Source organism: Neobacillus niacini NBRC 15566, assembly GCF_001591505.1.
Lineage (GTDB): Bacteria > Bacillota > Bacilli > Bacillales > Cytobacillaceae > Neobacillus > Neobacillus niacini.
Map to the genome: position 1 here is coordinate 23,572 of NZ_BCVA01000037.1, position 15,160 is coordinate 38,731.

Consider the following 15,160-nt stretch of genomic DNA (forward strand, 5'->3'; position numbering starts at 1 on the left):
CATCACTCCCCAGCCTTAACAGTGTGTACTGCGTAGTATTTATCTTTAATGTCTTCACTTTGGATTGCTTCATTCCAAGGCTCAATATATCTCTTCAATGTCTGATCCATACGCGCATTTAATTCTTTTCTAGTTTCTTCGTTTGCTAGGACTTCTTTTACATGCTCTAAGCCAACACGTTCTACCCACTTAGAAGTACGCTCTAAATAATTTGCAGTTTCACGATAATATTGTAGATATGCACTGGTCAATTCCATTACTTCAGCTTCTGTTTTTACTGTAGCTAATAGATCACCTGCTCGCAGGTCTACACCGCCATTACCTGCCACATAGATTTCCCAGCCTCCATCAATTCCAACAAAGCCAATGTCTTTAATACCTGCTTCTGAGCAGTTTCTTGGGCAGGCTGATACTCCCATCTTCACTTTATGTGGAGTATCAAGACGTTCAAATTTCTTTTCCAGTTCAATACCTAGTGACATTGAATCCTGTGTTCCATAGCGGCAGAATTGTGCTCCTACGCAAGTTTTTACCGTACGAAGTGTTTTTCCATATGCATAGCCTGATGGCATATCTAGCTCCTCCCACATACTTGGAAGGTCTTCTTTTTTAACTCCAAACAAGCCGATCCGCTGTCCTCCCGTTAATTTCACAAGTGGAACCTCATATTTTTCTGCCACTTCCGCAATCTTTTTCAAGTCGGCAGCAGTCGTAACACCGCCATACATTCTGGGAACAACGGAGTATGTTCCATCTTTTTGGATATTGGCGTGTATTTTCTCGTTTACAAGACGGGAGTCACGGTCATCCTTATATTCATCCATGTGAATCATACCTAGGTAGTAGTTAATTGCAGGACGGCATTTCGTACAGCCTTCCTCGTTATTCCACTCTAGAACGTTCATCACTTCTTTGACACTTGTTAAGCCCTTTTCTCTAATTTCAGCAACCAGATCTTCACGGCTGATGGTCGTACATCCGCAAATACTTGTTTTCTGTGCAGCAGCTGCGTCAAATTGATCACCTAGTGTATAAGCAAGAATGTCATTGACCATTGGCTTACAGCGGCCGCAGGAACGGCCAGCATTGGTACAATGACTAACTTGATCAAGTGTAGTCAGACCTTGAGTTTTAATTGCCTCTACAATTGCTCCTTTTGTTACACCATTACAGCCGCACACCAATTCATCATTCGGCATAGAGGCAATATCTCCGCTTCCGCCTTCGGCTGAACATTGTGATTCAAAAATAGAGATTTCTGTGATATCCTCCTTTTTTGAAAGCATTCGGAACAACCTTGTACTATCTTTGGTGTCGCCATAAAGAACAATCCCAACAATTCTGTTATCTCGAACTAGAACGCGTTTGTAGATACCTTCATATTCGTTATAGACCATAATTGATTTTATTGTACCGTCTTCATAAATCTCACCTGCTGAGTAAAGATCCACTCCAGCGACTTTAAGTTGAGTTCCAGTTACGGAGCCTTCATATAGTGTTGAATTTTTCCCACAAATTCTTTCGGCAAGAATTTTACCTTGTTCGTATAATGGTGCAACCAGCCCATAAACAATCTCCCTGTGCTCGGCACATTCACCTACTGCATACACATTTGGTAAACTTGTTTCCATAAAATCATTGACGACAATTCCGCGATTTACATAAATTCCGCTTTCTCTAGCAACCATTGTGTTTGATTTAATACCGATTGCCATTACAACAAGATCCGCTGGTATGTGTGACCCATCTTTAAAACGAAGGCCCGCAACACGCTCATCTCCGATAATTTCAACCGTTTCCTTTTCCATTAAAAATCGCATGCCCTGGGATTCTAATTCCGCTTTTAGGAGACTAGAAGCAATTGGATCTAACTGCCGTTCCATTAAATTCGGCATTAAGTGTACCACGTCGACCTTCATTCCAAGGTTCAGTAATCCTCTTGCTGCTTCAAGTCCAAGAAGCCCGCCCCCAATTACTACAGCCTTTTTGTAGTTTCGCGCTGAATTGATCATCATTTCACAATCTTTTATATCCCGAAAACCGGTAACGCCAATTTTATCCGCACCTGGAATTGGCAGAATAAAAGAATTCGAACCTGTTGCAATAATTAAGTCATCATACTCTACTTCACGGCCTCGGTCAGAAATAACCTTCTTTGCTTCTACATCAATCTTCGTTACTGCTTCACCGGTGAACAATTGAATATTATTTTCTTTATACCAATCTAGCGGATTAATAATGATTTCTTCGAAACTTGTATCTCCTTGAAGGATATTCGATAATTTTATGCGGTTATAGTTTGGATGTGGTTCTTGTCCAAAAATAGTTATTTCAAATTGATTTGGTGAAAGTTTAAGAATTTCTTCAATCGTTCTAACGCCCGCCATCCCGTTTCCAATCATTACTAGTTTTTTCATGTTGGATCGCTCCTTATATTTGATTATCTATGAATTTCCCTTATTTAAGTTTTTCTCTATAGTTACATTGTAAATGCTGAGGTGTTAAAAAATTGTGAGGTACGTCACAATATACTCTTACTTTGTGAATCGTTTCACATCATTGTCAAATATTAATATGAAATTGAAAGGGTAATAATGTTTTGGACTACTTTAGTGGGGTTTTGAATCATTTTTGTAGGAACATGGACGTTTTTCAAATGATTTTGGACTTTTTTCAGTGAGTTTTGGACATTTATACATTATTTTACATAGCTTCCACATATACTATAATTTTTTCATGACAATAATGTAAATTGTTCATGACGATTTAATTTGTACACTTGTGCAACGATCATTCACCATTGTTTAAAAGAATTTAATTTATTGCCCCGTATCTTTGATCCTAATTCAAAACGTTTATAGATTGAAGAGATATTTAGAAAGGGGAATTGTAAATGACTCTGACTATTCTTAGTTTATATACGTCAAAGCTTGGAGAAATATATCAGACTAAAGCAGTAATAAACAATACTCCATAGTCACGATTTCTTTCGTTCACACACTTTATATACTTTACCTATAAAAGTTTAAGGAAAAATTATAATTAATAAATGGTCATTTAGAGGAGGGATTTTAATGACTGTGAATATTTTGTTCTTAACCATTATGGTCAAAAAACGAGAAATAAGTATTGAAGAAGCTATCCATCAAGAAGTCGTTGAAAAAATGTATGAGAATAATAAAGTTCAGCGAATGTCTATGTATGATTATATCTAACGCTCTTGCTATTGCAGCACATTTTTATAAACTATAAACTTTGTTGTCGGACGTTACCTAATGCGTCCGACAAGTTAAATGGATTGATTCGATAGCATCCGTAAATAGTGAATAATCCATGAAATTTATCACTATTAAAAAAGCCCAATTCATATGAATTGGGCTTGAAATATAGATATTAATACATTTCAGATGTAGTCTTAGCTTGCATATGCAGCAACAGGTAGTCAGGACCGCCTGCTTTGGAATCCGTTCCAGACATGTTGAAACCACCGAATGGCTGATATCCAACAATGGCTCCCGTACATGAACGGTTGAAATACAAGTTACCTACATGGAAGTCCTCACGAGCCTGCTCTAGGTGTTCACGATTCGTTGTGATAACCGCACCTGTTAAGCCATACTCAGTGTTGTTGGCAATTTCGATTGCTTCCGTGAAATCCTTAGCCTTAGTGAAACCAACAACAGGCCCAAAGATTTCTTCCTGCATTATTCGTGCATCTGGAGCAAGGTCAGCAATAACAGTCGGTTGAATGAAATACCCTTTGGAATTATCTCCTTCTCCGCCAGTCATTACCTTACCTTCTTGCTTTCCAATTTCAACATATTCCATGATTTTCTTGAACGCATTGTTGTCGTTTACTGGCCCCATAAACGTTCCTTGCTCTGTTGGATCTCCTACCGTTAATTGGTTGGTTAATTCAACCACACGGCTCAATACCGTATCATAAACATCCTCAACGATTACCGCTCGTGAACATGCTGAACATTTTTGACCAGAGAAACCAAAAGCTCCTGCAACGATTGATTGTGCAGCCAGTTCAAGATCTGCTTCTGAATCTACCACGATCGTATCTTTTCCGCCCATTTCCGCAATGAGACGCTTCATCCAAACTTGACCTGGATTTACTTTAGAAGATCGTTCGAATATACGAAGTCCAACATCGCGTGAACCTGTAAAGCTGATGAAGCGAGTATCCTTATGGTCTACTAAGTAGTCACCCACCTCGGCACCGCTTCCTGGTACGAAGTTTAGTACGCCTTTAGGCAGACCTGCTTCTTCCATTACTTCTACGAATTTTGCTGCAACAATTGGAGTTGTTGAAGCTGGTTTTAATAGAACCGTATTACCTGTAACAATCGCTGCTACTGTTGTACCAGCCATAATCGCTAATGGGAAATTCCAAGGTGAGATAATGATTCCAACACCTAGTGGAATATAGTTATAACGGTTAAATTCATTTGGACGGCTATTAACGGGAACACCATCTTTTAGTGCCAGCATTTGACGGCCATAATATTCAAGAAAGTCAATTGCCTCTGCAGTATCTGCGTCCGCTTCCTTCCATGGTTTACCTGCTTCCTTTGTTAAAAGAGCGGAGAACTCATGCTTACGGCGGCGAATAATGGTCGCTGCTTTAAATAAAACATCCGCACGTACTTCTGCTTTCACTTTTTTCCAAGATTTAAACGCTTCCACAGCAGCCTGCATTGCTTGTTCTGCAAGATCTCTGCTAGCCTTTGAAACCGTACCAATTACTTCTTCTTTATTTGAAGGATTATAAGAAACAATTTTATCTTCTGTTGTAATTCTTTCACCGCCAATTACAAGTGGGTAATCTTTGCCTAAATAGCTCTCAACTGTCTTAATTCCGTTAAGATATGCCTGGCGGTTTTCTTCAATTGAAAAGTCTGTGAATGGTTCATGCTTATAAGGTTGTACCATGTCTTAAAACCTCCTATGTATTAAAAACATTACATCCTCGTTCATTCTAACATGTTTCTTTTACACGTATCAACGGATACCATTGAGGCATAGAAGGGTATATAACTTTTTTACTATTTTTTAATATTTCTTTAACTTTTCTTATAATTTATGTATACTAAAACCAAATTGAATAGAAATAACTAGGGGAGTCCAATAAGGTGGGCTGAGAGAGAAACACGTTGAAGTTTCTTGACCCTTTGGACCTGATCTAGATCATACTAGCGTGGGGAAGTTAGAAAAAGTCATCATGTATTGAATAAACTTCTACATAAAAAGCCGGTCCATCCTTTTTGGACTCGGCTTTTTTTTTGTACTTCATTACTTTTCATCCACTCGTTTTGTTCTAGATCTCGACCTTTAATTTTAAAAACAGGGAGAGATTTACTCTATGTCAACAAATTCATTAAACGAAAAACGCATTTCCATCATGTCTAGCTTTTCAGGTAGTAAAAAGGTTTATGTTGAAGGCTCAAGACCCAATATCCAGGTACCTATGCGGGAAATTGAACTTAGTCCGACAACAGGCACCTTTGGTGAAGAAGAAAATCCGCCAGTTCGGGTCTATGATACAAGTGGGCCTTATACGGATGCTGATTATTCAGTAGATATTACAAAAGGTCTTCCTTCTCTTCGAAGCTCATGGATCCATGAACGCGGAGATGTTGAGGAATATGAAGGAAGAGAAATTAAGGCTGAAGACAATGGATATAAGGATGAGAAAGATCCTCGTGCTAATCATAACGTTTTTCCTGGTTTAAAGCGTAAACCCTTACGTGCAAAAAAAGGGAGAAATGTCACACAGCTTCATTATGCAAGGAAGGGTATTATCACTCCTGAAATGGAATTTATCGCAATAAGGGAAAATATGAAACCTGAATTTGTGCGTGAAGAGGTTGCAAGAGGGCGAGCAATTATTCCTTCCAATATCAATCATCCAGAGGCAGAGCCTATGATTATAGGACGGAACTTCCATGTTAAAATCAACGCAAATATTGGGAATTCTGCTGTTTCATCATCCATCGAAGAAGAGGTCGAAAAAATGACATGGGCCACACGGTGGGGTGCTGATAATATTATGGACCTATCAACAGGTAAAAACATTCATACAACAAGGGAATGGATTATTCGCAATTCGGCTGTTCCTGTAGGAACCGTTCCTATCTACCAAGCACTTGAAAAAGTAAATGGTATTGCCGAAGATCTAACATGGGAGGTTTATCGTGATACCTTAATTGAACAAGCCGAGCAAGGCGTGGATTACTTCACCATTCATGCTGGTGTTCTTTTGCGATATGTTCCGTTAACAGCAAAGCGTTTAACAGGTATTGTATCTCGAGGTGGATCTATTATGGCGCAATGGTGTCTTCACCATCACAAAGAAAACTTTTTATATACTCACTTTGAAGAAATCTGTGAGATTATGAAAACTTATGATGTTTCATTCTCTTTAGGAGATGGTCTACGTCCTGGTTCAATTGCGGATGCCAATGATGAAGCACAATTTGCGGAATTAGAAACTCTTGGAGAATTAACAAAAATTGCTTGGGGGCATGATGTACAGGTAATGGTTGAAGGTCCAGGACACGTACCTATGCACCTTATAAAAGAAAACATGGACAAACAACTGGAGATTTGTAAGGAAGCCCCTTTCTATACTCTAGGCCCACTTACAACTGACATAGCTCCTGGCTATGATCATATTACATCCGCGATTGGTGCAGCCATGATTGGCTGGTTTGGTACGGCTATGCTTTGTTATGTAACACCAAAAGAACATTTAGGTTTACCAAACCGAGATGATGTACGTGAAGGTGTTATAACTTATAAAATAGCTGCACATGCTGCTGATTTAGCAAAAGGACATCCAGGTGCACACAAAAGAGATGATGCCTTATCAAAAGCTCGTTTCGAATTCCGTTGGAGAGATCAGTTTAATTTATCGTTGGACCCTGAACGAGCTTTAGAATATCATGATGAGACGTTACCTGCAGAAGGTTCCAAAACGGCACATTTCTGTTCAATGTGTGGACCAAAGTTTTGCAGCATGAGAATTTCTCAAGATATTCGTAATTACGCCAAAGAAAACAAGCTTGATACGAATGAAGCTATCGAAAAGGGTATGAAGGAAAAAGCTACAGAGTTTAAACAATCTGGGGGTAATATTTATCAATAAAATTCTTGGAGTGCTGTAGAAATAAATAAACAAAAGGACAATACATGTTAGTCATATAAAAGATGTATTGTCCTTTATTTAATAAAGTTTTTTAAATTTAGGTCTTGCTAATTTTCACCAGGTTAATAAATATGCACAAACGGTTCTGCTTCATTTGCCTTGCGGACGATTATTGCCTCTGGTCCATCGACAGATGTAACACTTACCGAAACCGATATATAATTTGGAAAATGTTCTAAGACAAGCCCTGTTACATATTGAGTAAACCCAATGGCTTCTGACTTTCCGTAGAACTGAATGGGAATCGAAATATCTAAGTCAGTAAATTGATCTCCAATATAAAAGGCACGTCCAATAACACCATTAAAGTTTGGAAAATATTCCTCAACATCCTGCTTAAAGTTTAAAAATGCCGTTACATCATCACGATGTGCCTCTTGTGCCTCAGTAGAAGGAAAGAGGAAATACTTTTCCGCAACAGGCTCCCACGAATTAATCGTTGAGCTTCCTTTTTCGACATTTGTATACGTAAAAAAGGTGCCAGGCACAACAGACGATCGGCTCTGCTGCTCAAACAGTGCAATGGTAATCGGAACATCCTTTAAGTTTTTCATAGCCCTTAGACGCTTAATGACCTCCTCGGCAATTTTTTTCCCTTCCCGTTCCATTTCAGCAAATTCAATTTTCCTCTCAAAATAAGGTTCACCCACTGCTGTGCGGTAATAGTGGACGGAATTTAATGCCAATCCGATTACAACACCACCTAATTTTACGGTATCGTTTTCCCCTTTGATTAGGTAATCATGTTCTAAGATATGGGCTAAATAGATAGGACTATTGCTATTCCCTTCTTTAAAATCAGCTCCGTCTTCCATTAGCGGATTTAAGCCGATATTTTCATCTGCTTTTAAACCCTCTTCCTTCAATTGTGCTTCTGTAAATTTACGATTTAACCAAAGTCTTACGGTATTACGCTTTAGCTCCTGGCCTTCACGGAACAAATAGGTTTTAGGGTCAAATTGATTCTGGGCAATCCTCATCAATCCGGTCTCAAATTCATTAATGTCATATCTAGTATTAATATTTCCAACGATCAAACCACGTGCTTCCCCAGGCTCGAACGGTAAAATCGTCCGATAATAGTTGTCGGAAATATTATATTTCGGAATAATTGCTTTCTCTTCCGCCTCTTCTTTTGTTTTGACAACGTTGTCCTGCTTTTGGAAGTTTGGTGCACATCCACTAAGCAGTAAGAGAAGGGAAAGAGCGAGCAATGAGAGTTTTCTCACGTCATACACCTCTTATTTATTTAATTCTATCAAGAGCTTCTCCTCGTCCCACACTTCAATTCCCAGCTCCTCGGCCTTGGCAAGTTTGGAACCAGCATCTTCACCAGCAATAACAAGATGCGTTTTCTTGCTGACACTTCCTGATACATTCCCTCCAAGAGCTTCAATCTTTTCCTTGGCTTCATTTCTTGAAAGCTGCTCAAGCTTCCCTGTTAAAACCACTGTCTTCCCAGCAAAGATACTGTTGGATTCTTCAGCAGAAACCGGTTTGGCACCTTTATATTCCATATTGACTCCAACAGAAGCGAGTTCCCTCAACAGTTCCTCTGCCTCTTCCTGATCAAAAAAAGCAACAATAGAATCTGCCATTTTATCACCAATTTCATTGATTGCCAATAAGTCATCCTTTTTGGCATGAGCGAGTTTTTCCATAGTATCAAAGCTTTGAGCAAGTGTTTTTGCTGCTTTTGCACCCACATGTCGAATCCCAAGGCCAAATAATAATTTTTCTAGCGAGTTTCCTTTAGAAGCCTCTATTGCTTTTAAAAGATTAGTAACGGATTTCTCGCCCATTCGTTCAAGAGCTATAAGCTGATCATGTGTAAGCTTATAAATATCCGCAACATCACTGATTAATTTCTCAGCGAAAAGCTGGCTGATTACTTTTTCACCAAGGCCTTCAATATTCATTGCATCTCGTGATACAAAGTGAATCAATCCTTCACGGATTTGCGCAGGGCATTTGGGATTAATGCAGCGTAACGCCACTTCTCCTTCAAGCCGGACAAGTTCGCTTTCGCATTCAGGACAATGCGTTGGCATTTGGAAGTCGCGTTCATTTCCAGTTCGTTGTTCTGCAAGCACATTGACCACTTCAGGAATGATATCCCCTGCTTTTTTAACCACAACTTGATCGCCTATTTTAATATCTTTTTCTCTTATTAAGTCTTCATTATGCAAGGAGGCACGCTGAACAGTGGTACCAGCTACCTTCACAGGTATTAGAATCGCTGTTGGAGTAACAACACCTGTTCTTCCAACGCTTAATTCAATATCTAAAAGTGTTGTAACGACTTCTTCAGCTGGAAATTTAAAGGCAATTGCCCAACGCGGACTTTTCGCAGTTGTTCCAAGCTTGCTCTGGTGCTCATAGGAATCTACCTTAATCACAATTCCATCTATTTCATATGGCAAATGCGGGCGCTTATCACCCCAGCTATTTACATACTCGATTACTTCGTTAATTGTAGGGCACTTTCGGCGCTCTTTATTTGTTTTAAAGCCAAGTTGATCTAGGTAATCTAACCCTTCACTATGGGACGCTGCATTTATCGCACCGCCGCCGATTCCATATAGGAAGACATCAAGATTCCTTGATGCAGCAATTTTTGGATCAAGCTGTCTTAATGATCCAGCTGCCGCATTTCGTGGATTTGCAGCTAATTCTTCCCCTCGTTCTTCCTTGGCTTTATTTAATGCTTCAAAGGATTTCTTCGGCATATAAGCTTCACCGCGGACTTCTAATGTTGCATTTTCACGCAATCGGAGCGGGATGGATTTGATTGTCTTTAAGTTTGCCGTAATATCTTCTCCAATCGTTCCGTCTCCTCTTGTTGCACCTTGGATAAACAGGCCATTTTCATAGCGTAAAGAAACTGCAAGACCATCAATCTTTAATTCACAGACATAGGAGACATTATCACCAACTGCCTGACGAACACGGCGGTCAAAATCTTTTAGGTCCTGTTCGTTAAAGGCATTTCCTAAGCTTAACATGGGTGTTCGATGCTCTACTTTTTCAAATACGTCCAGTACTTTACCGCCAACACGCACAGATGGTGAATCTGATGTTATTAGTTCTGGAAATGCTGTCTCTAAGTCTAAGAGTTCCTGCATTAAACGATCGTATTCTGCGTCAGGTACTGTAGGCATATCAAGCAAATAATATTCGTAGCCATATTGATTTAACAGGCTTCTTAGATCATTGATTCTCAACTCAGCTGTTTGAAGGTCCATATATCCAGCCCTTTCATTGTAAAATGATACGAGAATAGCCCCGTAACAGGGGCAATTCATTTTTTTATCTTACGCTATTGTGATTATACTTTTTTTGTAATGGGAGCGAACTTAGCCAGAAGACGCTTGATTCCAGTAGGACTTGGGAAAGCAATATCAAGTTCTGTACCTTCGCCTTGACCTTTTACACTTACCACCGTGCCTATGCCCCATTTACCGTGTTCTGCTTTATCGCCGACTTTCCAGCCGACAGTATCCCCGCCAGTTGAAGAGGCTATTGGTCTCATAACTGGTTTTCTCGTTACTGGTGTACCAAACGAAGTACTGGTTGTACCAGATGCGCTTCGTCCAAAAGAGGCTCCTGTTGTACCAGAAGTGCTTCTTCCAAAAGAATTCCCTCCTCTGGATCCAAACGAAGTACTTCTACGTTCCTCTTTTTCCACGCCTTCTAAAAGATCTTCCGGAATTTCACTAATAAATCGGGATGCAGGGTTCATGCTTGTACGCCCGAATAACGTTCTCATCTGGGCATTTGTCAGGAATAGAGTCTGCTCCGCCCGCGTAATACCTACGTAAGCCAAGCGGCGCTCTTCTTCCATCTCAGCTTCTTCCATTAATGACCGGCTGTGCGGGAATACCCCTTCTTCCAATCCAATTAAAAAGACTACCGGAAATTCTAATCCTTTTGCAGAGTGCAAAGTCATAAGCGTAATCGCGTCTGTTTTTTCACCGTCTTCATCTAATGAATCAATATCAGCAACTAGTGCTAAATCTGTTAAGAACGCAACTAAGCTCTTATCTTCATTCACTTCTTCAAAGTTCTTGGTCACAGATAATAATTCGTCTAAGTTCTCGAGTCTGCTCTGGGCTTCAATTGATTTCTCTGCCTTAAGCATTTCACGATAACCAGATTTATCTAAAATATCCTCAACCAGTTCCGTAACCGATAAAAACTCTTGCATTTGTGTATAGTTTTTGATTAAATCCCTAAATTCTCTAGCACCCTTGGTGATTTTTGGACTTAGTCCAAGTAACTCAACGGAATCAAGTGCTTGAAAAATAGAGATATCATGCATGGCAGCAAAGTTGGCCATTTTATCTACTGAACTCGATCCAATTCCACGTTTTGGCACATTAATAACACGCTGTAAACTAATGTCATCATCGGGATTCGAAATGAGCCTCAAATAGGCAAGCATGTCCTTAATTTCTTTTCTGTCATAGAACTTTGTTCCGCCGACGATGCTGTATTCAATATTTGATTTTAACAGTACTTCTTCCATTACACGGGACTGAGCGTTCGTCCTATAAAGAATCGCGACATCGGAGAGCGTATACTTGCCTTCGCGTGTTAATTCTTTAATTTTACCAGCAACGAATTGAGCTTCTCCCTGCTCGCTATCTGCACGATAGTAAACAAGCTTGTTTCCCTCAGGGTTTTCCGTCCAAAGATTCTTTGCCTTTCGGGTTACATTATTTTCAATTACCTTATTTGCTGCTAAGAGAATCCTCTTTGTTGAGCGGTAGTTTTGCTCCAGTAAAATGACCTTTGCAGCGGGATAGTCCTTTTCAAAGGAAAGGATATTCGCAATATCCGCTCCGCGCCAGCGATAAATCGACTGGTCGGAATCCCCGACTACGCATAGGTTTTTAAAGCGGTTTGCTAAAAATTTAACTAGCATATACTGCGCTCTGTTTGTATCCTGATACTCGTCTACATGAATGTATTGAAATTTCCGTTGATAATATTCAAGTACCTCAGGTACACGTTGAAACAGTTGAATCGTCATCATGATCAAGTCATCAAAGTCGAGTGCTTGATTTTTTCGCAGTCGTTTTTGATATTCTGTATAGACATCGCTGACTGTTTGTTCGAAATAGCCTCCAGCGGTTTTTGCATACTCTTCCGGGTCAATTAATTCATTTTTGGCTGAGCTGATTGCACCTAAAATCGCACGTGGGTCGTATTTTTTCGGATCTAGGTTCTTATCTTTAAGGATTCCTTTAACCACCGATTGTTGATCACCTGTATCTAAGATTGTAAAGTTGCGATTAAAGCCCATTCTGTCGATGTCTCTTCGGAGAATTCTTACACACATGGAGTGGAAAGTGGAAATCCATATTTCTTCTGCTGCTCCACCCATCATTTTTCCGATACGCTCTCTCATTTCTCGCGCAGCTTTATTTGTAAAGGTAATCGCTAGAATATTATAAGGATTTACACGTTTTTCAACAATTAAATAAGCAATACGATGTGTTAGTACTCTCGTTTTACCACTACCCGCGCCGGCCATAAGTAAAAGCGGACCGTCCGTTGCTTTCACTGCATTTTGTTGTTCTGGATTCAAACCATTTAAAAGTTTTTCTGATAAATATTGCAATTCCTTCACCACCATACCAAACATTTGTTCTTATTTTAACTCTATATGATTAATTAAGCAAATTTCAACGTACGCTTTTTACTGTTGCTAAGGCTTGGTCGAAATCATTATAAATAGCATTTCCAACCACAATGACATCCGCATGTTCAGCCATTTCAACTGCTTGTTCAAGCGTTGAGATTCCCCCGCCATAAAACAGGACCGTTTCCTCTAAAGTCTTTTTAACTGCAGATACCACTTCTACATCTCCATACGTGCCGCTATATTCCAGATAAAAGATTGGTAAATGAAACATTTTCTCTGCCATCATCGCATATGCCGTTACTTCTTCTTGTGAAACATTTGTATTGGCAGAAGTCAATTTTGCCGCTTTGCATTCCTCATTCAGAATGCAGTAGCCTTCCATGACAATTTCTTCCCAATCCATAATTTCACCAAACTCTTTTACAGCCTGATGGTGCAGACCAGTTATCCACTTTGTATCATTACTATTTAAAATTGTCGGAATAAAATAAAGGTCAAATCCAGGGGTAACTATTTCAATACTTGAAACTTCGAGGACACAAGGAACGGTGTAGCGGCGAATTCGCGCCATTAAATCAAGGACTTTTTCCAGGGTTACCCCGTCTGTTCCTCCAACCATTACCGCATCTGTTCCAGATTCGCATATTCTTTCTAACTGTTCATCACTTATCTCTTTATTTGGATCGAGTTTAAACACATGGCGCCACTCGCGAAAATCGTACATCCCAAGATCCTCCCATTCAATCTTACATTACACCATTATAGCATTAGCTCATTCGATAAAAAAAGAAAACACTAAATTACTTAATAGAAAATGTACCCATATAAAAAACCGAAGAGTGGTCTCTTCGGTTTGGCTTACTTCTCTTCGCTTGCATTTTCTGTTTTGACCCGCTCTAATACCATTTCATACGTGTCATTGCCGAAATTCAAACAGCGCTTTACACGAGAAATCGTTGCTGTGCTTGCACCTGTTTCGGTCTCGATTTTATGATAGGTATTTCCTTCACGCAGCATTCTTGCTACATCTAAACGCTGTGCTAATGATTGGATTTCATTTATTGTACATAAATCGTCAAAGAAGCGATAGCATTCTTCAAGGTCCTTCAGTGAAAGAACAGCTTGGAATAACTGATCAAGCTCTTTTCCACGTAACTTATTAATTTGCATATATTTTACCCCTTTAATTAGTTAAGATTATTTACATTAAATGAAACGCTTGATTGAAGTCCAGGATTGGTCGGAACCACGTTCACCCACGTCTTCCCTTGAACAAACGGTACCACTTCTCCATCCCTTATTGGAACAATTAAGCCGTTATCATTTTTCCATTCTACTTCCATGACCTTACCTTTTTGCAGCAAGTAACCAGATCCCCCAGAAACTAAATCAATTTCCTTATGAGCAGCCTCATCAATGACTTGATGTTTAGTCTCAATGATAAACAAATTATCTAACAGAATGGGTTCTTTCGTTTCATAATCTATGGTTTGATCCCCATTAGAATATCGCTTGTATTTTCCGACTGACTCATCATACTCGTAGATGGAATTGAAAATTCCACTAGCAGAGTAAGAAATCATTACTGTATTTGCTTCGTCTCCCGTTATGGATTGACTATCTTTCTCTGATAAAAAATGAAAATCCGGCGGGGACTGATTCATTGAGTATTTCTTTTCCTTGGCTCCTTTTAAAACATTTTCATACGTAATATAGGAATTATGAGGGGCATCACGGAAGCTTGCCCTTTTAAACAGGGTACCATCATAGACCATACCATTTAAATTATCAACAAATTCACGTTCGAGCAATTCTCTTGCCTCTTCACTATAGCCATGGGCGATAAAAAGCGCATCCAGACCCTTTGCCAGGTCAATGTAATAGTCCCTTGCACTTCGCACTGGACCCATATTATCTGGTTTTTCGCTTTGGAAAACAGCAAGGAAACGGGTCACATCTCCTTCTGCTAGAATTTCATATACAATATCCGCTTTATTTAAGCCAGATTGAGGCCTAGCTTTTGGATGATTATTAATTATGACGGCAACTGCTCTTCCATCTGTCTTCGCTTCCGAACCCACCCCAGTTAATGGGAAGACATATGGGAGTTCATTTTCTACCTCTTCCTGTATCACTTCTTCTACTTCTTTAACCGGCTCCTTTGGGTCGCTAGCCTTCTCTTTATCGTTGCAGCCGGTGAGGAGTAAAAGAACCGCTGTTATGGCAACAGCCCAATTCTTCATACTTTAACACTCCTATCGTCTTCCCTCAGAAGCGGAATTATCCAATTAATT

General features: G+C 39.6%; 10 protein-coding genes and 1 riboswitch. Of the genes, 2 read left to right on the top strand and 8 right to left on the bottom strand.

All coding sequences use genetic code 11. From position 1 onward, the window contains the following. Positions 1–2: 2 nt before the first annotated feature. A complete protein-coding gene (gene nirB / locus BANA01_RS21460) occupies positions 3–2,417 on the bottom strand; it encodes a nitrite reductase large subunit NirB (protein ID WP_063254677.1) in 2,415 nt (804 codons plus the stop codon). Between the two features lie 657 nt (positions 2,418–3,074). Here nirB and BANA01_RS29225 point away from each other — a divergent pair. Further along, positions 3,075–3,215 (top strand): YrzI family small protein, encoded by a 141-nt coding sequence (locus tag BANA01_RS29225; RefSeq protein ID WP_082799625.1) that lies wholly within the window; start codon positions 3,075–3,077, stop codon positions 3,213–3,215. A 178-nt stretch (positions 3,216–3,393) separates the two neighbouring features. Here the strand turns inward: BANA01_RS29225 and pruA are convergent, their stop codons facing one another. Continuing rightward, positions 3,394–4,941, bottom strand: coding sequence for an L-glutamate gamma-semialdehyde dehydrogenase (gene pruA / locus BANA01_RS21465; RefSeq protein WP_063254678.1), 1,548 nt, complete (start codon positions 4,939–4,941; stop codon positions 3,394–3,396). A 174-nt stretch (positions 4,942–5,115) separates the two neighbouring features. Further along, a riboswitch (TPP riboswitch) is annotated at positions 5,116–5,230 on the top strand. Between the two features lie 141 nt (positions 5,231–5,371). Here pruA and thiC point away from each other — a divergent pair. Next, positions 5,372–7,156: a phosphomethylpyrimidine synthase ThiC gene (thiC, locus tag BANA01_RS21470; RefSeq protein ID WP_063254679.1), complete on the top strand. Its 1,785-nt coding sequence runs from the start codon at positions 5,372–5,374 to the stop codon at positions 7,154–7,156. A gap of 122 nt (positions 7,157–7,278) precedes the next feature. Here the strand turns inward: thiC and BANA01_RS21475 are convergent, their stop codons facing one another. From BANA01_RS21475 to BANA01_RS21500, 6 genes are all read right to left on the bottom strand, one after another. Continuing rightward, positions 7,279–8,445 carry a CamS family sex pheromone protein gene (locus BANA01_RS21475; protein ID WP_063254680.1) on the bottom strand — a complete coding sequence of 389 codons (1,167 nt, stop codon included), beginning with the start codon at positions 8,443–8,445 and terminating at the stop codon, positions 7,279–7,281. Between the two features lie 12 nt (positions 8,446–8,457). Then, positions 8,458–10,461, bottom strand: a complete 2,004-nt coding sequence (gene ligA / locus BANA01_RS21480) for an NAD-dependent DNA ligase LigA (protein ID WP_063254681.1) — start codon at positions 10,459–10,461, stop codon at positions 8,458–8,460. 83 nt (positions 10,462–10,544) lie between these two features. Further along, positions 10,545–12,842, bottom strand: coding sequence for a DNA helicase PcrA (pcrA, locus tag BANA01_RS21485; RefSeq protein ID WP_063254682.1), 2,298 nt, complete (start codon positions 12,840–12,842; stop codon positions 10,545–10,547). Between the two features lie 64 nt (positions 12,843–12,906). Beyond that, positions 12,907–13,590, bottom strand: a complete 684-nt coding sequence (gene pcrB, locus BANA01_RS21490) for a heptaprenylglyceryl phosphate synthase (RefSeq protein ID WP_063254683.1) — start codon at positions 13,588–13,590, stop codon at positions 12,907–12,909. Between the two features lie 134 nt (positions 13,591–13,724). Further along, on the bottom strand, positions 13,725–14,036 hold the full coding sequence (locus BANA01_RS21495) for a YerC/YecD family TrpR-related protein (RefSeq protein ID WP_063254684.1): 312 nt from the start codon (positions 14,034–14,036) through the stop codon (positions 13,725–13,727). Positions 14,037–14,053: 17 nt separating this feature from the next. Then, complete coding sequence (locus BANA01_RS21500) at positions 14,054–15,109, bottom strand: DUF3048 domain-containing protein (RefSeq protein WP_063254685.1); 1,056 nt, start codon at positions 15,107–15,109, stop codon at positions 14,054–14,056. Between the last annotated feature and the right edge of the window lie 51 nt (positions 15,110–15,160).

Excerpts from the sequence above, each read along its gene's own strand:
- nirB (WP_063254677.1), bottom strand. The coding sequence starts at position 2,417 with ATGAAAAAACTAGTAATGATTGGAAACGGGATGGCGGGCGTTAGAACG.
- BANA01_RS29225 (WP_082799625.1), top strand. The coding sequence starts at position 3,075 with ATGACTGTGAATATTTTGTTCTTAACCATTATGGTCAAAAAACGAGAA.
- pruA (WP_063254678.1), bottom strand. The coding sequence starts at position 4,941 with ATGGTACAACCTTATAAGCATGAACCATTCACAGACTTTTCAATTGAA.
- thiC (WP_063254679.1), top strand. The coding sequence starts at position 5,372 with ATGTCAACAAATTCATTAAACGAAAAACGCATTTCCATCATGTCTAGC.
- ligA (WP_063254681.1), bottom strand. The coding sequence starts at position 10,461 with ATGGACCTTCAAACAGCTGAGTTGAGAATCAATGATCTAAGAAGCCTG.
- pcrB (WP_063254683.1), bottom strand. The coding sequence starts at position 13,590 with ATGTACGATTTTCGCGAGTGGCGCCATGTGTTTAAACTCGATCCAAAT.
- BANA01_RS21495 (WP_063254684.1), bottom strand. The coding sequence starts at position 14,036 with ATGCAAATTAATAAGTTACGTGGAAAAGAGCTTGATCAGTTATTCCAA.
- BANA01_RS21500 (WP_063254685.1), bottom strand. The coding sequence starts at position 15,109 with ATGAAGAATTGGGCTGTTGCCATAACAGCGGTTCTTTTACTCCTCACC.